13 protein-coding genes are annotated in these 18,136 nt (G+C 54.6%); 5 read left to right on the top strand and 8 right to left on the bottom strand.

The genetic code is table 11. The annotated features are described in order from the left end of the window. The first annotated feature begins 207 nt into the window (after positions 1–207). Positions 208–1,596 (top strand): nucleobase:cation symporter-2 family protein, encoded by a 1,389-nt coding sequence (locus ACO0K8_RS10370; protein ID WP_422946569.1) that lies wholly within the window; start codon positions 208–210, stop codon positions 1,594–1,596. Between the two features lie 59 nt (positions 1,597–1,655). Further along, positions 1,656–3,017: an 8-oxoguanine deaminase gene (locus ACO0K8_RS10365; RefSeq protein ID WP_422946568.1), complete on the top strand. Its 1,362-nt coding sequence runs from the start codon at positions 1,656–1,658 to the stop codon at positions 3,015–3,017. Between the two features lie 295 nt (positions 3,018–3,312). Here ACO0K8_RS10365 and ACO0K8_RS10360 read toward each other — a convergent pair whose 3' ends face one another. From ACO0K8_RS10360 to gcl, 6 genes are all read right to left on the bottom strand, one after another. Continuing rightward, complete coding sequence (locus ACO0K8_RS10360; protein WP_422946567.1) at positions 3,313–4,230, bottom strand: urea transporter; 918 nt, start codon at positions 4,228–4,230, stop codon at positions 3,313–3,315. 21 nt (positions 4,231–4,251) lie between these two features. Further along, a complete protein-coding gene (pyk, locus tag ACO0K8_RS10355) occupies positions 4,252–5,673 on the bottom strand; it encodes a pyruvate kinase (protein ID WP_422946566.1) in 1,422 nt (473 codons plus the stop codon). A gap of 101 nt (positions 5,674–5,774) precedes the next feature. Then, the gene (locus ACO0K8_RS10350; RefSeq protein WP_422946565.1) at positions 5,775–7,043 is read right to left on the bottom strand and encodes a glycerate kinase type-2 family protein; all 1,269 of its coding nucleotides are present in this window, start codon (positions 7,041–7,043) and stop codon (positions 5,775–5,777) included. 245 nt (positions 7,044–7,288) lie between these two features. Next, a complete protein-coding gene (locus ACO0K8_RS10345) occupies positions 7,289–8,176 on the bottom strand; it encodes a 2-hydroxy-3-oxopropionate reductase (RefSeq protein WP_422946564.1) in 888 nt (295 codons plus the stop codon). A 63-nt stretch (positions 8,177–8,239) separates the two neighbouring features. After that, positions 8,240–9,019: a hydroxypyruvate isomerase gene (gene hyi, locus ACO0K8_RS10340; protein ID WP_422946563.1), complete on the bottom strand. Its 780-nt coding sequence runs from the start codon at positions 9,017–9,019 to the stop codon at positions 8,240–8,242. A gap of 330 nt (positions 9,020–9,349) precedes the next feature. Beyond that, entirely contained in the window at positions 9,350–11,131 is a 1,782-nt protein-coding gene (gene gcl / locus ACO0K8_RS10335; protein ID WP_422946562.1) for a glyoxylate carboligase, read from the bottom strand. Positions 11,132–11,260: 129 nt separating this feature from the next. On the opposite strand from gcl, the gene ACO0K8_RS10330 reads away from it, so the two are divergent. The 3 genes from ACO0K8_RS10330 to ACO0K8_RS10320 all read left to right on the top strand — a co-directional run bounded on the left by ACO0K8_RS10330 (position 11,261) and on the right by ACO0K8_RS10320 (position 16,172). After that, entirely contained in the window at positions 11,261–12,169 is a 909-nt protein-coding gene (locus ACO0K8_RS10330) for a LysR family transcriptional regulator (RefSeq protein ID WP_422946561.1), read from the top strand. Between the two features lie 411 nt (positions 12,170–12,580). After that, on the top strand, positions 12,581–13,882 hold the full coding sequence (locus ACO0K8_RS10325; protein WP_422946637.1) for an NCS2 family permease: 1,302 nt from the start codon (positions 12,581–12,583) through the stop codon (positions 13,880–13,882). 244 nt (positions 13,883–14,126) lie between these two features. After that, on the top strand, positions 14,127–16,172 hold the full coding sequence (locus ACO0K8_RS10320; protein ID WP_422946560.1) for a methyl-accepting chemotaxis protein: 2,046 nt from the start codon (positions 14,127–14,129) through the stop codon (positions 16,170–16,172). A 140-nt stretch (positions 16,173–16,312) separates the two neighbouring features. Here ACO0K8_RS10320 and ACO0K8_RS10315 read toward each other — a convergent pair whose 3' ends face one another. Together ACO0K8_RS10315 and ACO0K8_RS10310 are read right to left on the bottom strand one after the other, a co-directional pair. Further along, positions 16,313–17,224: a Gfo/Idh/MocA family protein gene (locus tag ACO0K8_RS10315; protein ID WP_422946559.1), complete on the bottom strand. Its 912-nt coding sequence runs from the start codon at positions 17,222–17,224 to the stop codon at positions 16,313–16,315. Positions 17,225–17,340: 116 nt separating this feature from the next. Next, positions 17,341–18,117 (bottom strand): hypothetical protein, encoded by a 777-nt coding sequence (locus tag ACO0K8_RS10310; RefSeq protein ID WP_422946558.1) that lies wholly within the window; start codon positions 18,115–18,117, stop codon positions 17,341–17,343. Between the last annotated feature and the right edge of the window lie 19 nt (positions 18,118–18,136).

Here is an 18,136-nt window from a genome sequence, read left to right as displayed (position 1 = left end):
TAGGCCGCTTCTTGCGCAGCATCGTTTATGGCGATGGCAATGCACACAAGAAGCATCAAGGAGATCACATGCGATACATGAAGTAGCAGTACCTATTCTTGTCAAAAATATTTATTAAGACAGATATGATTTTATGCCAGATACATTCCACAAGAGAATGATCGCAGCAAATTTGAAACAGTGTACCCACAATCCAAGGACGAGACTATGCAAGCCAAAACCCACCCGGTAGACCAGAAACTACCCGCAGGAAAACTATTCGCATTAGGAATGCAGCATGTGCTGGTGATGTATGCCGGTGCTATCGCGGTACCGCTGATCATCGGCGGCGCACTGCATTTACCCAAAGACCAAATCGCTTATCTGATCAGCGCCGATCTGTTTTGCTGTGGCCTGGTGACTCTGATACAGGCCCTTGGCATATGGAAATTCGGCATCCGCATGCCGGTCATGATGGGCGTCACCTTCGCTGCGGTTGGCCCTATGGTGGCCATGGCAAACAACCCTAGCCTTGGCATACTCAGTATTTACGGTGCAGTGATTGCCTCGGGTATCTTTGGCCTGATCATTACCCCCTTCATGAGCCGTGCGGTCAGGTTTTTTCCGCCTGTGGTGACCGGTACCATCATCAGCGTGATCGGCATTACGCTGATGCGGGTGGGGATCAATTGGGCGGCCGGCGGCCAGCCGACGATGTTCGATATGGTGACTAAATCTATGATACCCAACCCTGACTATGGCGCGCCGGAAAATCTGGCGGTTGCCCTCGCCGTACTGGTCTCGATTATGTTGATGACGAAATATCTAAAAGGATTTTTAGGTAATATTTCGGTCTTGTTGGGGATGATCTTCGGTTTTGTGTTGTCGTTGATCATGGGTAAAGTCAGTTTTGACGGCTTGGGCGAGGCTAGCTGGTTTGCCCTGGTGACGCCGTTTCACTACGGTATGCCGACTTTCGATCTGGGTGCCATTATCGGCATGTGTCTGGTGATGATAGTGACTATGGTGGAGTCGACCGGGATGTTTTTGGCCTTGTCGGACCTGACAGAAAAGAAAATCAGCAATGAAGAGCTGGCCAATGGCTTGCGGGCCGACAGTATCGGGACCGTGATCGGCGGCGTCTTCAATACCTTTCCTTACACCTCGTTTTCACAAAATATCGGTCTGGTTGGTGTGACTGGGGTGCGCAGCCGCTATGTCTGCGTGGCCGCCGGCCTGATCCTGGCCGCTTTCGGCTTGTTTCCTAAAATGGCGCATGTGGCGGCATCGATACCGGTGTTTGTGCTGGGCGGTGCCGGTATTGTGATGTTTGGCATGGTGGCCGCCACCGGCGTCAAGATTTTGGGCAATGCGGATCTGAATCACAATCGGCATAACCTGTTCATTGTCGCCATCAGTTTTGGGGCTGGCATGATCCCTCTGGTCGCGCCGCAATTTTTTCAGCAAATGCCGCATTGGCTCGCTACCGTAGTCGACAGTGGCATCTTGCTGGCCACCATTAGTGCCGTCATGCTCAATTTATTTTTCAACGGCCAGGGCAGCGTCGAAGACATTAGGAACTATGCGATGGCAGCGGCACACAGCTCCGATCATTAAGCTTTTTTACTCCTTACTTTACCGTGACGACATTCTAGAAATAGGGTGTCTCTCCTATCATGACAAAAACTTTATTAATTAAAAACGCCCGCGTAGTAGTGACTATGGATGCCGAGCGCCGCGAAATTGCCGGCGGTGCCATTTTTATCCGCGATAACGTGATTGAACAAGTCGGCAATAGTAGCGACTTGCCGCAGACGGCCGATGAAATCATCGATGCCAGCAATCATGTTGTGATGCCCGGCCTGATCAATACCCATCACCATATGTACCAAAGTCTGACGCGCGTGATCCCGGCGGCGCAAAATGGCGAACTGTTTAACTGGCTGACCAACCTGTACCCGATCTGGGCCAATCTGACGCCGGAAATGATCCATGTGTCTACTCAGGCCGCGATGGCGGAACTGATGCTGTCCGGCTGCACCACTAGCAGCGATCATCTCTATATTTACCCGAATGGCTGCAAGCTCGATGACAGCATACAAGCGGCGCAAAAAATCGGCATGCGCTTTCACGCCGCGCGCGGCTCCATGAGCGTAGGGCAATCCAAGGGCGGCCTGCCGCCGGATCGCGTGGTCGAGGATGAAGCGGCAATACTCAAGGATACCCGGCGCCTGATAGAAACTTATCACGATGCCAATCGCTACGCGATGCAACGCATCGTGGTCGCGCCTTGTTCGCCGTTTTCGGTGTCGCGCGATCTGATGCGCGAATCGGCGGTGCTGGCGCGCCATTACGGTGTCTCTTTGCATACCCATCTAGCAGAAAACGCCAACGATATCGCCTACAGCCGCGAAAAATTCAATATGACACCGGCCGAATACGCCGAAGATTGCGGCTGGGTCGGGCACGATGTCTGGCATGCGCATTGCGTACAACTCGATGGCGACGGCATCAATATGTTCGCCCGTACCGGCACCGGTATCGCGCATTGCCCCTGCTCGAATATGCGGCTCGCCTCCGGCATCGCACCTATCCGTAAAATGCTCGATGCCGGCGTAGCGGTCGGTCTCGGGGTGGACGGTTGCGCCTCGAATGATTCTGGTCATATGTTGGGTGAAGTGCGTCAGGCCATGCTATTGCAAAGGGTAGGCTTCGGTCCGGATGCGATGACGGCGCGCCAGGCACTGGAAGTCGCCACGCTGGGCGGTGCCAAAGTTCTCAATCGCGATGACATCGGCGCCCTCAAACCCGGCATGGCGGCCGACATCGTCATGTTCAACCTGGATCAGATCGGCTTTGCCGGTGCCTGGCATGATCCGGTGGCGGCGCTGGTGTTTTGCACCCCGTCGAATGTCGCCTATAGCGTCATCAATGGCCGCGTAGTGGTACGCAATGGCCAACTGGCGACGCTCGATCTGCCAGTCATCATGGAGCGGCACAACCAGTTGGCGTTTGCCTTGGCCGAGGCGGCGCGTTAGTTTTGCTAGCAGGTCGGGCTAAAATTTTATTAACATGCGTGTGATTAGCGTCGCGTAATCGCACGCATGTTCGTTGTTGTAATTTGTACTAAAATTCATAATGACGATTACCTTGCACTAATCCTACCTATTACGTTCTCGTGCTGTATCGGCATAGCTGATAGCGATAAACAAGGCGCACTGAAATTACAGGTAAATCGCCCTATAAAATATACTGCCGCCAGTATATTTTCAAAGCGCACGTATTTATTGCGCAATTACCTGATTTCTATAAAAATATAGGGGAGTATATTGATTATGCGGCTGCGGCTTGCTGGGTTTTTCCGTCTTGGGCCGCCACCGGTGCCGACAGTGCCAGTGCGCTCCAGCTGGCCAATACAAATGGCAGCGTGAAATAGCTGACGCCCAGTTTCGCCAATATCAGGCACAGCAAGATGCACCAGCCGCAAGCCAGAATGCGCCAGATCCAGGCGCGCTGATATACGCTTAAAGCCAGCGTCACCAGCATGCAATTGACACCGATGCCGGTGGCTAGCGTGGCGCTGATGGCTTGCGGCCACAGGCTGTCGCCGAGTATCCATGCATACCAGGCCAACATGGCCCCGAGTACGACCCAGGCACCGAGTTGCCAGCGCCGCCACGTCACCGTGCTCAGTATTAGCAAGCCCAGCGCGGGTGATTCCATGAATGCGATTTTTGCGCTTATGCAAAATGGGTAGGTAAGCACTGCGCTGCTGCAGGCCGAGCTAGCGGCGTCTGCGTTGAGCGCCTGCAAGCCGGTGGTTGGGCCAGCGTAGGCGGCTAGCCACATGACGAGGACGAATGGCAAACTCAGCACCGGCAGTGTGCTCCAGCGCAAAAAAGCGTGACTCAGCAAGGTGCTCGATATGCCGGCCAGCGTGATCCAGCCCAGTAGTGCCGGCGTGTAGCGATATAGGCTGCATAGCCCGATCGCGCTTAGCGCCGCATTAAAGCCGTACAGTCCCTGACGTCGCAGCCGTGGCGAAAAACCTGGCGCATAGGCGCTCAGCGTCGCCACCGTGGCAGCCAGCAAAGCGCATAGCGCCATATAAGGGCTGCTCAGATACAGGCAAAGCAACAGCACCAGGCCGGCCAATGGCGCACTCTGGAAATAGATCTGCCCCAGACTGGTCAAGACGCTGTGCAGAAAATGGCGCAGCAACTGTGGCAGCAATGGTGGCAAACCCGGCACGCGTGTTGTCTAGGTGCAGCGTTAGCGCGGCCAGATCTCGGCGATGCGCAGCAGATTAGTGCTGCCGGGTTGGCCGAAAGGCATGCCGGCAGTAATCGCGATCTGTTCACCGACCTTGGCAAAGCCTTCGCTAAGGGCGGTGTGGCAAGCGGCTGCCACCATGGTATCGACATCATGCACCTCGGCGCTGACCGTAGAATGCACGCCCCAGACTAGCGCCAGCTGGCGCGCGGTAGCCAGTTTGGGTGTGATGCTCAGGATAGGGGCGATCGGCCGTTCGCGTGCGGCGCGCAGGCTGGTGTGGCCTGAGCTGGTGTAAGTCACGGTGGCCACCGCACCGACGATCTGGGTCACTTCACGCAAGGCGGCGCAAATGGCGTCGCCCTTGTTCGGTAAGGCGACCTGATGCTGGGCATCGATCATGGAGCGGAACAAGGGATCGCGCTCGACTTCACTGATGATTCTATCCATGATCTGGACCGCCTGTAGAGGATAGGCGCCGCTGGCCGATTCGGCTGACAGCATCACGGCATCGGCACCGTCGTAAATTGCGCTGGCCACGTCCGAGGCTTCGGCCCGGGTCGGCACCGGTGCAGTGATCATCGATTCCAGCATTTGGGTAGCGATCACGATAGGCTTACCGTGCTGGCGGCAGACCCGCAGTATGCGTTTTTGCACGCCGGGTACGCGCTCCGGTGGCAGCTCTACTCCGAGGTCGCCGCGCGCCACCATGATGGCGTCGGAGACCGCGACGATTTCTTCCAAGCGATCCAGCGCCGCCGGTTTTTCCAGCTTGGCCAGGATGCAGGCGCGCCCGGCGACCAGAGCACGCGCTTCCAGTACGTCCTCCGGGCGCTGCACAAACGACAGCGCGATCCAATCAGCGCCCATCTCCAGCGCAAAGCTGAGATCGCGCCTGTCTTTTTCGGTCAGGGCCGGGATCGGCAATACCACGTCCGGCACATTCACGCCTTTGCGGTCGGACAAGACGCCGCCATTGATGACGCGGGTGCGGATACTATTGCCGTCGCTGCTCAACACTTCGAGTCGCAGCTTGCCATCATCGAGCAACAGCGACTGGCCGGCCGTGATGACTTCAAACAGTTCGGGATGCGGCAGGCACACGCGCTGTATATCGCCCGGAGTAGGGTCGCGGTCCAGCACAAAGGGCGCGCCGTCAGCCAGCGTGATTTTGCCTTCGGCAAATTGGCCGACGCGCAGTTTGGGGCCTTGTAAGTCGGCCAGGATGGCGATAGGGCGGCCGCTACTACGTTCGATCTGGCGCACGAAATCGCAACGGGCTTGATGATCCTGATGGCTGCCATGGCTGAAGTTAAAGCGGAACACGTCGGCACCGGCCTCAAACAGCGCCTGTATGGCTTCTTTTGTGCTGCTGGCCGGGCCTAGGGTGGCTACTATTTTGGCTTTACGTAAACGTCGCATGATGGTCCTTGATTAAAGTTGTGAACGCACTCAGCCCCAGGCCATGCTGGCCTAAAAGCATAAGTGGAAATTGCCCCTAGTTAGCGCGCGGGGCGAGAAATTTAAAGTATCAGGATGGCCCTGAAATCATTAACATTGGTACGGGTAGGTCCGCTCACCACCAGATCATCAAGGGCGCTGAAAAATCCATAACCATCATTGTTTTCCAGCATGAGCTTGGCGCTTAGTTGTAGCGCTTCGGCGTGCTTGATTGAATCGGGCGCGAGCAAGGCGCCGGCATTGTCTTCCGAGCCGTCTATGCCATCGGTATCGCAGGCGAGCGCATAAATATCCGGGTGGCCGTCTAGCGCCACCGCCAGACTGAGTAAAAATTCGGCGTTGCGTCCGCCCCGGCCTTTACCGCGCACCGTGACGGTGGTTTCGCCACCAGAAATCAAGACACAGGGTTTCTGGAAAGGCTGACCGTGTTTCGCCACTTGTCGGGCGATGGCGGCATGCACGATGGCGACATCGCGCGCTTCGCCTTCTATACCGTCCGATAAGATATACGGCGTAATGCCGGCGGCGCGTGCGCTGGCAGCGGCCGCTACCAAAGCCTCTTGCGCAGTGGCGATCACGTGCTGACTATTGCGCGCAAAACGCGCATCACCTGGCTTCGGGGTTTCGCCTGCACCGGATTGCAAATGCGTCAGTATCGCGGACGGAACCTCGATCTGGTATTTATGCAAAATCGCCAGCGCTTGGGCGCTAGTGCTGGCGTCTGGCAAGGTCGGGCCGCTGGCGATGATGCCTGGGTCGTCGCCCGGCACATCGGAAATCATCAGGGTCACCACGCGTGCCGGTGCGCAGGCCAGTGCCAGCCGGCCGCCCTTGATATTTGATAGGTGCTTGCGGACGCAATTCATTTCAGAAATCGCCGCGCCGCTTCTTAACAGGGCCTTGTTGATGGCCTGTTTTTGTTCCAGCGTGATGCCGTCGGCCGGCAAGGCCAGCAAGGCCGAGCCGCCGCCAGAAATCAGGCACAGCACCAGATCGTCCTGGCTCAAACCCTGCACCATTTCCATGATACGGCCGGCGGCGCGCCGACTGGCCTCATCCGGTACTGGATGCGCCGCCTCCACCACTTCTATGCGGCGGCAATCGGCACCGTGTCCATAGCGCGTCACTACCAAACCAGAAAGTGGACCGGGCCAGTGATCTTCTACCGCTTTTGCCATCGCCGCCGCGCCTTTGCCGGCACCGATGATGATCGTTCGCCCGCGCGCCGGCGGCTCCGGCAAAAACGCCGGCAGACATTTGGCGGCACTGACCGCATTCACGGCACTGGCATACAGATCGAGTAAAAACTGGCGGGGAGCTAGGGTAGTCATGCTGGAGAACTTTCAAAAAACGGTAATCAGGCTATACAAAGAGCTGTCCACGAAAGACACGAAAATCACGAAAGCAAGCAAATCTCATTTTTTCAATTTTCGTGTCTTTCGTGCTTTTCGTGGACGAAAATCTAGTCTTGTGAGGTGCGCCAGGCGCACCCTACAATTTACCCCCGAACCGCAAAACATATGAGTGAAATTTTTCCCTGTGGTTCGCGAGGTTCGGGCTTGGGCTCAAAAATTATTTAAGCTTGGGCAATCTCATGATTCGACATCAGTTCGATGGCGCGGCACAGCGCCGAGTGATCTAGACCGCTCAGGCCGTTGGCGGAGCAGGAATTCATCAACTCCTGCACCATCGCGGTGTTCGGTAAGGAGACACCAAGCGCTTTCGCGCCTTGCAAGGCCAGGTTCAGATCTTTCTGGTGCAGCTCTATACGGAAGCCTGGGTTAAAGGTGCGTTTTACCATGCGTTCGCCATGCACTTCGAGTATCCGTGAAGCGGCGAATCCACCCATCAAGGCCTGTCTTACTTTGGCCGGATCGGCACCTGCCTTGGAGGCGAACAACAGCGCTTCCGCCACGGCCTGAATATTCAGGGCGACGATGATCTGATTGGCGACCTTGGTGGTCTGGCCATCGCCATTGCCGCCGACTAAGCTGATGTTTTTACCCATCAGTTCAAATACCGGTTTGACGTTCGCAAAGGCTTCCTCAGAGCCGCCAACCATAATGGTCAGCGAGGCCGCCTTGGCACCGACTTCACCGCCCGAGACCGGCGCATCCAGATATTCACAATTGAAAGCATTGATTTTCTTGGCAAAACCCTTGGTCGCAATCGGCGAGATTGAACTCATGTCAACCACGATCTTGCCGGGACTTAAACCGGCAGCAACGCCGTTTTCACCAAATAGCGCAGCTTCTACATGCGGCGTATCGGGCACCATGATGATGATAATATCGGCCCGTTTCGCGACTTCTTCGCCGGAAGTGCAGACCGTGGCTCCGCCCTCTATCAATTCGAAAGGCGGGTTTTTGAGGTCGTGCAGATACAGCTTATGTCCGCCTGCCTGCAAGTGGTTTGCCATAGGCGTACCCATGATACCTAAACCTATAAATCCAATTTTTGCCATGATGTTTCTCCGTTAATAAGTACTGAATTTTTTGTGGATAGAAGTTTTATGTTTTGAGCTTGCTCAAACGCCGTGTGCAGCGCGCCAGCCTAAGCCATCTAAGGTGCCGGCTTTGGGTTTGTATTCGCAACCTATCCAGCCTTCGTAGCCCATAGCATCGAGTTGGGTAAAGATGTTGCGGTAATTGATTTCACCGGTGCCAGGTTCAAAGCGGCCAGGGTTATCGGCCAGCTGCACATGCTTGATCAGCGCCAGATTGGCCTTGATGGTGTTAATCAGTTCGCCTTCCATGCGTTGCATATGGTAGATGTCATACTGGACGAACAGATTATCCGAGCCAGTGGCCGCGATCAGCTCGACTGCCTGCTGAGTATGCGAGAGGAAAAAACCGGGTATATCAAAGGTATTGATAGACTCGATCAGCAGACGTATGCCTTCCAGTTTCAATTTATCGGCGGCATATTTCAGGTTGCCGATCACGGTTTCTTGCGCCGCTTGTTGGCTGACATCCTTGGGAGTTATACCGACCAGGCAGTTGAGCTGCTTAACGCCCAGTACTTTGGCGTAGCGTATCGCTTCGTCCACGCCTTCTTTAAATTCGGCAATGCGATCCGGGTGACAGGCAATACCGCGTTCACCGGCTTCCCAATTACCCGCCGGTAAATTGTGCAATACCAGATCGAGTTGATACAAATTGAGCTTGTCGGCAATCTGATCGGCATGAAAGGCGTAGGGGAATAAAAATTCCACCCCGCGAAAGCCGGCGCGCGCGGCAGCTTCGAACCTATCCATAAACGCATGCTCGGTAAACAGCATGCTTAAATTGGCGGCTAGTTTAGTCATGGTCATTCCTTAAAATTCTTGAAAATTGATAATTTTGTTCAAATAATCCTTGCCTCTCCCTATCCGGAAACAACCGGGAGAGCAAGGCGGAGACAGGCGGGGAGACCTGTTTCCTAAACATAGAACTTACGCAAAACCGCCCCAACGTCGTTGTATCCGCCTCGTCGTACTAAAGTACTGCCTTCGGCGGTACGGTGTAGTCGGGAATTCAGACAATATATTGTCTGCCGACGTAACGAGCATCCCCTATCTGGGATGCTTCCCGAGCACCAATGGTTTTACGCCTAGCTGGAACAATTTTGCGTAAGTCCTAAACATAAGGTGGCGCTATCAATCCAACATGGACACTGCAATTGCGGTCGGCGCATGGCCGGCTTCGGTCGCCAGTTCTTCAAACTCATTGATGCTGGTAATTTCCGTTCCCATGGAGATATTCGTGATGCGCTCCAGAATAATCTCAACCACCACCGGCACGTGGAATTCTTCCATCCAGGCTTGCGCCTGCTTAAATGCTGCCTGGATTTGCTCAGGATCGCGCACGCGGATCGCCTTGCAACCCAGGCCTTCAACTACCGCCACGTGATCGACGCCGTAGCCCTCAAGTTCCGGCGCGTTGATGTTTTCAAATGCCAGCTGCACGCAATAATCCATCTCGAAACCGCGCTGCGATTGGCGTATCAGGCCGAGGTAAGAGTTATTCACCACCACGTGCAGATAAGGGATATGGAACTGGGCACCGACCGCCAGCTCTTCTATCATGAACTGGAAATCGTAATCGCCGGAAATCGCCACCACCTTGCGTTTGGGATCTGCCGCACAGACCCCCAGTGCAGCGGAGATAGTCCAACCCAGCGGGCCGGCCTGACCGCAATTAATCCAGTGGCGCGGGTAGTACACGTGTAGGAACTGGGCGGCGGCAATCTGCGACAGGCCTATGGTGCTGACGTAGCAAGTCTCGCGGCCGAAAGCCTTGTTCATCTCTTCATAGACGCGCTGCGGCTTGACCGGTATTTCTTCAAAATGGGTGCGACGTAACATAGTGCGTTTGCGTTGCTGGCATTCTGCCACCCAGGCCGAGCGGTCTTTCAGCTTGCCGGCGGCTTTCCATTCCTTGGCCACTTCGATGAACAGTTTCAGCGCCGCGCCGGCGTCAGAGACGATACCGAAATCCGGGCCGAACACGCGGCCGATCTGGGTAGCTTCAATATCGACGTGGACGAACTTGCGGTCTTTGGTAAATACGTCGATAGAGCCGGTGTGTCGATTGGCCCAGCGGTTACCTATACCGAGTGCAAAATCCGACGCCAGCATGGTGGCATTGCCATACCGGTGGCTGGTTTGCAGCCCGACCATACCGACCATCAAAGGGTGGTCATCGGCAATTGCGCCCCATGCCATCAGGGTAGGGATCACCGGCACGCCGGTCAGTTCGGCAAATTCCACCAGCAAGGCGGCGGCATCGGCATTCACCACGCCGCCGCCAGCGGTAATCAAAGGGCGCTCGGCTTGGTTCAGCATAGCGAAGGCTTTTTCTATCTGGGCGCGGGTGGCTTTGGGCTTGTAGACTTCGAGTGGCTGGTAAGTGTCGGGATCGAACTCGATTTCTGCCATCTGTACGTCAAACGGCAAATCGATCAGCACCGGGCCGGGGCGACCCGAGCGCATGATGTGAAAAGCTTGCTGGAACACCATAGGCACCAGAGCCGGCTCGCGCACGGTGACCGCCCATTTGGTGACCGGCTTGGCAATTGACTCGATATCGACAGCCTGAAAATCTTCCTTGTACAGGCGCGCGCGCGGGGCCTGGCCGGTGATGCAAAGAATTGGGATGGAATCGGCCTGGGCCGAATACAGGCCAGTGATCATGTCGGTGCCGGCTGGGCCGGAGGTGCCTATGCAGACGCCGATATTGCCGGCAATCGCGCGGGTGTAGCCTTCTGCCATATGCGAAGCGCCTTCTACATGGCGCGCCAGGATATGCTGGATGCTGCCCTGTTTTTTCAAGGCTGAATAAAACGGATTGATCGCGGCACCCGGTACGCCGAATACTTGTGTGACGCCTTCTTTTTCCAATACATAGGCGGCTGCCTGTGCTGCTGTCATCTTTGCCATGGGTTCTCCGTATAGCTGATTGGTGAGTGTTCTGAGTGGATGACAGACATGCTAGCGTTAAAGCCGGGCTCTGATAAGAAGACAAAACCTCGTTGCATTCGGTACTCAGAGTATGGAATAATCGACCTTATGGATAAACTCACGCAAATTGAAGCCTTTGTTGATGCAGTCGAAAAAGGCAGTCTGGCGCGTGCCGCACTCGGGCAAAACATCACGCCGGTGATGTTGGGGCGGCGCATCGATGCACTGGAAAAACGCCTGGGCGTCAAGCTCATGCACAGAACTACCCGGCATCTGACCCTGACTGAGCAAGGGATGGTGTATCTGGATCATTGCCGCAAGCTGTTGAGCGACCTCGGGTATGCCGAGCAGATCGTTTCGGAAGGTCGCCACAAGGCCACTGGCCACCTGATTGTCTCGGCCCCGGCGGCATTTGGCCGTATGCACGTGGCACCGCATGCGCCGGCCTTCGTCAAGGCCAATCCGGCGGTGCAGATTTCTTTTAACTTGACTGACCGGGTGGTTGACCTGGTGCGTGAGGGTTACGATTTGAGCATACGCATAGGCGGTGCTATCGATCCCAATTTTGTGGCGGTTAAGCTGGCCAGCAACCGGCGTGTGGTGTGCGGCACGCCAGACTATTTTGAACGTCACGGTATCCCGCGTACGCTGGACGACCTGACGCAACACAATTGTCTGGCCTTTAATTTGCAGGGCGGGCAACAGCGCGGCTGGTATTTTCAGAATCAAGGCAAACCCTTAACTATCAAGGTGAGCGGCAATCTCGATTGCAATGATGGTGAATTGCTGCATCGATGGGCCTGTGAAGGGCTGGGGCTGGCGTGGCGCTCATCGTGGGAAATCCAGGCGCAACTGATCTCGGGCGAGTTGATCACGGTACTCGACGACTACGCCTTGCCTGACTATGACATTGTGGCGGTATATCCGCAGCAGCGCCATTTACCGGCCAAGACCCGATTCTTTATCGATGCACTAAAATTGATCTATACACAATCCGGTTATTGGTTGAAAAAATGAAACCTCGTCTGGCGGCTCGCTAGCGCGGTCAGATGTTGCCTGCCTTGAACAGAAATTTTCTGTCGCTGTTGTCAGAATGCGAAAGCGATCTTGTTGTTTTATGGTTTACAGTCTTAAATCCCGCTCTATTATTCGTATTATTTTTAAGGCCAGCGTGCAGACTAAATGACGCTAGATTTTTTTCGTCAAATATCGGACGTCATAAGCAATATCAGATATCACGTATTGAAATAGCGCAGACTTTTATGCGAAGTTTTTAGGCTATTGTCTGAACGCTGACAAATAACAAAGAAAGTCTGTATCGACGTTTCGATGCAGAACCAAGCATAAAACGAGGAGATAGAAATGTTGGTCGCTGAAGAATCAAAATCAATACAACAGGGTGTAGCAACAGGTACTGAGGAGAGTAAGGTGTCGCTGCTGGATAAATTTTTTAAACTGAAAGAAAACGGTACCAATGTGCGTACCGAATTGCTGGCCGGTCTCACCACATTTTTGACGATGGCGTATATCATCTTCGTCAATCCATCCATCCTCGGCGATGCAGGCATGCCTAAGGACTCGGTCTTTGTCGCGACCTGTCTGGCCGCCGCGATCGGCACCCTGATCATGGGTTTGTATGCCAATTATCCTATGGCGCTGGCACCGGGTATGGGTTTGAATGCTTACTTTACGTATGCAGTGGTTAAGGGCATGGGAATACCCTGGCAAGCGGCTTTGGGAGCAGTGTTTATTTCCGGTTGCCTGTTTGTCGCGGTCAGCGTATTTAAATTGCGTGAGATCATCGTCAACGGCATCCCGCAATCGATACGCACCGCCATTACGGTCGGTATCGGCCTATTTCTAGGCCTGATTTCGCTGAAAAGTGCCGGTATCGTGGTCGCTAATCCTGCCACCATGGTCGGTATCGGCGATCTGCATCAGGCTCCCGTGATCCTGGCTGCCATCGGCTTCTTTTTGATCGTGACGCTTGATAGATTGAAGATTAAGGGCGCAATTTTGATCGGTATTTTGGCCGTCACTGTCTTAAGTTTCTATTTCGGTGGCAATACTTTCCATGGCATCGTGTCTATGCCGCCTTCGCTAGAACCTACTCTGTTCAAACTCGATATCATGGGTGCCTTGTCAGTTGGTATCCTGAACGTGGTCCTGGTATTTTTTCTGGTGGAATTGTTTGATGCTACCGGTACCCTGATGGGTGTCGCCAGCCGCGCCGGCCTGTTGGTCAACGGTAAGATGGAACGCCTGAACAAGGCCTTGCTGGCCGACAGTACCGCGATCGTGGCCGGCGCTTTCCTCGGTACTTCCAGCACTACTGCGTATATAGAAAGCGCGGCCGGTGTGCAAGCCGGTGGCCGTACTGGTCTGACTGCAGTGGCGGTGGCGATCTTGTTTCTGGCCTGCCTGTTTATTGCTCCTTTGGCCGGTGTCGTGCCTGCGTACGCAACCGCGCCAGCCTTATTTTATGTGGCTTGCCTGATGCTCAGCGAACTTAGTCATATAGACTGGAGCGATACCACAGAAAGCGTGCCAGCCGCGATCACCGCCCTGTTCATGCCTTTCACTTACTCAATCGCACAAGGTGTCGCTTTCGGTTTTATTTCTTACGCTGCGCTCAAACTGTTTACCGGGCGCGCCAGGGAAGTGAAGTTGATAGTCTGGGTGATTGCTGCGGTATTCCTGTTTAAATTTATCTATCTGGGCGCCGGCTAAAGGCTTAGATCCGGATTGCATCGTGAATGAAGCAATCCGGAGCGCAAGCTGGGAAAGAACCAGCCGGCTCGGTGAGTATCGGCGACGCAAGATACGCCTGTTTTAAGTAAAACAAGGCAAAAGCCTAAAGATGGGCTACAGTATTCGCTGTAGCCTATTTTTTTAAACTTCTATTTCTCAGAAAATGCGTCATCTCTAGTCAATTTGCGACCCTCGTGTCGTCCACCATATCCAGGAGATTCTTGTGAACCTTTTGCGTCGCTTTTCCATACAAAAAAAGCTCATGCTCAGCATGACACTGTGCCTGTTGTTGTTTGTGGCGATTTCTTCCAGCTTAAGTATCATGATGACCGGCCAGGGCATACGCGAACGTGTCGTTAGCCAGGAATTACCGGCCGTGGTGGGCGAGATTCGCAATGATATTTTGCGCCAAATCGGCGAACCGCTGGCCACCTCGCTGAGTATCGCGAATAACAGTTACTTGCTCGATTGGGAAAGCGAAGGATTAGCCGACGCCGGTGCCGCCAACTGGCAGCGTTATGCGACCCAGATCAAAACAAAATTCAAAGCCGCCACGGTGTTTTGGGTGTCCGGCGAGACCGGTAAATATTATACCGATGCCGGCCTCAATCGCACGCTCAGCAAAGCGAGTGCCGGCGACCGCTGGTTCTATGATTTTCTGACTAGCGGCAAACCCTACACGCTGGATATAGACAAAGATGCTGGCTCCAGTGCCTACATGTTATTCATCAATACGCGCTTCGATGCGCAAGGTAAATTGGGCGCGGCCGGTCTGGGGCTGTCGGTCGATGCTTTAGCCAATACCGTACGTTCTTATCACGTAGGCAGTTCCGGTTTTGTGTATCTGGTGCGCGCCAACGGCACTTTGCTGATCCATAAAGATCCCGCCCTGGTTGACGGTAAACATTTTCTTAAGGATCTGCCCGGCTTCAATCAGGAATTAAGCAATAAATTGCTGAGCGGCGAAAAGTTTGTCAGTTCCAGTTACGCCGGCTTAGGTGGCAAGCAAATCGTCGCCTCTTCTTTTGTGCCTGAACTCAATCTGTATGTGATTGCCGAGGTACCGGAGGCCGAAGTGCTGGGCAATGTGATGCGCAGCACCACGATCGCCGCGCTGGTGGCCGCTTTAGTCGGCGGCGGTGTCGGCCTGTTGCTGATATTGCTGGTTAGCCGTGCGATCGCCGCGCCGGTAGCACGCGCCGCCCACATGCTGGGCGAGATCGCGGATGGTGACGGCGATCTGAGTCGCAGCATGCCGGTCGAATCGCAGGATGAGATAGGCGCACTGGCCAATTCCTTTAATCGTTTTGTCGCCTCACTCAACAAGACGGTAGGTGAAATTCGCGTCAGTACTGATACCATCGCGCTGGCCTCTAGCGAGATCGCAGCCGGTAATCTTGATCTGTCCTCACGCACCGAGACCCAGGCCTCGAATCTGGAACAAACCGCCGCCACCATGGAAGAATTGACCGCTACCGTCAAGCAAAATGCCGATAACGCCAGACAGGCCAATCAACTGGTGGTGAGCGCTTCGGACGCCGCCACCAAAGGCGGCGACGTGGTCGGGCAAGTGATCTTGACCATGGGCTCGATCAAGGACAGCTCGCGTAAGATCGTCGATATCATTAGCGTCATCGACGGCATCGCTTTTCAAACGAATATCCTGGCCCTGAATGCGGCGGTGGAGGCGGCGCGTGCCGGGGAGCAGGGACGCGGCTTTGCCGTGGTTGCCAGTGAGGTGCGTAATCTCGCACAACGTTCGGCCGGTGCGGCCAAAGAAATCAAGGATCTGATCGGCGATTCTGTCGATAAAGTCGAGATCGGTAGCAAGCTGGTCGATGAAGCTGGCTCTACCATGGACAAGATCGTCACTTCGGTCAAGCAGGTGGCCGATATCATGAGTGAGATCGCTGCCGCCAGCCACGAACAGAGCGAAAGCATCGATCAGGTGAATCAAGCCGTCACCGAGATGGACGATACCACGCAAAAAAATGCCGCTCTGGTAGAGCAAGCCGCCGCCGCCGCTCAGTCTATGCAAGATCAGGCGGATCATCTGGCCAAAGTGGTCGGTGTGTTTAAGCTAGATAGCGCAACAACGGTGCAGACCGCCAAGCCGGCTGCGCAACGTCATACTAGCGCTGCGCGACCTGCCGTCGCGAGCGGCAGAGCGCAACTAGGGCATAGCGCCGCTGCGCGCAAACCTACTCCCGCCAAATCCGCACCAGTTAAGCCATCGAGCGAGTCCAAGGATGATTGGGAAGAATTTTAAGGTATAGGCCAACACGCATATTCTATGCGGGTCTCCAGCCTAGGTGCCGGCAAACCCGCATGGGATATGCGTGAGCGGGTAGGTGCTAGTGAATATCCGAGTAGCCTGGATTGCGGTAGACGTCTCTGCACTTGCGATGTCTACTCCAATGCCTTGACGATGCGCTCACACATCAAGTGAGTGGCCAGATCGCTATCGGCGGTCTCGCTTGTGAGCGTTGCTGGTGTCGTGCGCGCGCTGACGCGGCTTAAAAAATGCTGAATGATTTGCGGAAAACCGCGCCTATACAGCGCGCTATCCCAGTCTTTTAATGCCTGTTGAGTCTCTAAGCCTTGCGCATAATGGCTGGTGTTTTGCATCCCCGTGACGCGCCATTTTTGCCCCGGGCTCAGCACTTCCAGCACTTCTTCTGTGATCCCGCTATCTCTATGCATGATGCCGCTGGCACTGAAATTTTCGCCGCTTAAATGTAAGACGATATGACGCGTTAATCCGTCCACGATGTTGGCGCTCACTTGCATTTCACTTACCGCGGCAGGTGCCAGAAACAACAGGGTATCGACCACATGGATGAAATCGTCGAACACAAATTGGCGCAAAGGCGCAGGCTGAAACCTACGGTTCTTTTGCATCAAGATTACTTGCCGTTGCGGCTGGCTGGCTAGCGCCTGATACATGGGCGCATAACGACGATTAAAACCTGTCATTAGCAGGCGTCCACAGGCCTGGGCTAAGGCCAGTAATTGTTCGGTGTCGGCGGCATTGTCGGCGATAGGCTTGTCGACATACACGTCTATCCCTTGCTGTAACAGATAGGCCACGATCTCACGGTGGGAAGCGGTGGCGGTATGGACAAAGGCCGCTTGTACGCCTTGTTCTGCCAGTTTTCTGTAGTCGGTCTCGGTGGCAGCGATGCGGTATTTTTGTGCCAGTTGCTGCAACTGCTCAGCATTGCGGGTACACAAAACCAGCTGTACATTATCCAGACTAGTGAGTATCGGGAGGTAGGCTTTTTGGGCAATGTCGCCCAAACCTATGACGGCTATACGCATGCTGATTACGCTAAAGAGCGCCTGAGTCTGTGAATTAGCGTCATCATACGCAAAAAAGCCGGGACGGATCCCGGCTTTTGCTGATACTTAAAAAAATGCCTGAAACTATTGCCTGCTTAGGCTGCGCTAATGTCAGCCGGTTTTGCCGATAAACGGCGCAGTCTGTCCATGGTGCTTTCGCCGCTGGTGTCGCCCAGTGCCACAGATTTTCTGATGGCATCAATCTCTGCGGCCTGGTCTAGTGGCTTCTGGCCGATGTCGGCCACGATCTTCATGCCGGCTGCTTCATTGCTGACAGTTTGGGCGCGCTTGGTTAAGGCATTCAAGGCGCTGGAATGGCCTTGCAAACCGGACAGCCCGGCCAACTGGCTCTGGCGTTCTGCACGCAGCGCTTGCAAATCTTTTTGGGCATTCGCTGAGGCCAGAGTCTGCAAGGCTTTTTTGGCCGCTGCATCAAAATCAGCCAATTGCTTGGAGAACGCATCGACGATTTTTTGCAGTTCGTTCATGTAGTCTTGCGCATCCTGCTCTTCTTGCAGTTCTACCGGCAAGCGTGATTTATTCGCTTCCAGTTCGTCGCAGAACATGGTGACAGTCGCTTCCGAAATTTTGCCGGTGGCGAGGCGATCGGCCAATACTTCCAGCGCTTTTTCATCGGTGGCGATCAGATTACGCAGCTTGACCACATCCTCGTGTTCTTTGTCGAAAGAGGCACGCGCGGCCGCCAGCTTTTGCGCGGTTTGGCGCAGCGTATCGGCCAAACGGTCTCTATCTGCTTCGGTCGCAGTTTCCGGATCAAAATTGGCGATGGCTTCAGAAATTTTGTCGCCCAAAACACCGAAATGTTTAGAAATCAAACGCGCTGTCAGGCCCCAACCATTTAAATTACTCATTTTTACTTCCTCAAGAATT

The organism is Undibacterium sp. Ren11W, assembly GCF_049340485.1.
In the GTDB taxonomy this organism is placed as follows: Bacteria; Pseudomonadota; Gammaproteobacteria; order Burkholderiales; family Burkholderiaceae_D; genus Undibacterium.
The sequence above is the reverse complement of the archived record's forward strand: the minus strand, read 5'-3'. Positions and strand labels throughout refer to the sequence as shown.

Coding starts and splice junctions, on each gene's coding strand:
- ACO0K8_RS10330 (WP_422946561.1), top strand. CDS start 11,261: ATGGATAAACTCACGCAAATTGAAGCCTTTGTTGATGCAGTCGAAAAA.
- ACO0K8_RS10310 (WP_422946558.1), bottom strand. CDS start 18,117: ATGAGTAATTTAAATGGTTGGGGCCTGACAGCGCGTTTGATTTCTAAA.
- ACO0K8_RS10315 (WP_422946559.1), bottom strand. CDS start 17,224: ATGCGTATAGCCGTCATAGGTTTGGGCGACATTGCCCAAAAAGCCTAC.
- ACO0K8_RS10345 (WP_422946564.1), bottom strand. CDS start 8,176: ATGGCAAAAATTGGATTTATAGGTTTAGGTATCATGGGTACGCCTATG.
- pyk (WP_422946566.1), bottom strand. CDS start 5,673: ATGCGACGTTTACGTAAAGCCAAAATAGTAGCCACCCTAGGCCCGGCC.
- ACO0K8_RS10350 (WP_422946565.1), bottom strand. CDS start 7,043: ATGACTACCCTAGCTCCCCGCCAGTTTTTACTCGATCTGTATGCCAGT.
- hyi (WP_422946563.1), bottom strand. CDS start 9,019: ATGACTAAACTAGCCGCCAATTTAAGCATGCTGTTTACCGAGCATGCG.
- ACO0K8_RS10370 (WP_422946569.1), top strand. CDS start 208: ATGCAAGCCAAAACCCACCCGGTAGACCAGAAACTACCCGCAGGAAAA.
- gcl (WP_422946562.1), bottom strand. CDS start 11,131: ATGGCAAAGATGACAGCAGCACAGGCAGCCGCCTATGTATTGGAAAAA.
- ACO0K8_RS10365 (WP_422946568.1), top strand. CDS start 1,656: ATGACAAAAACTTTATTAATTAAAAACGCCCGCGTAGTAGTGACTATG.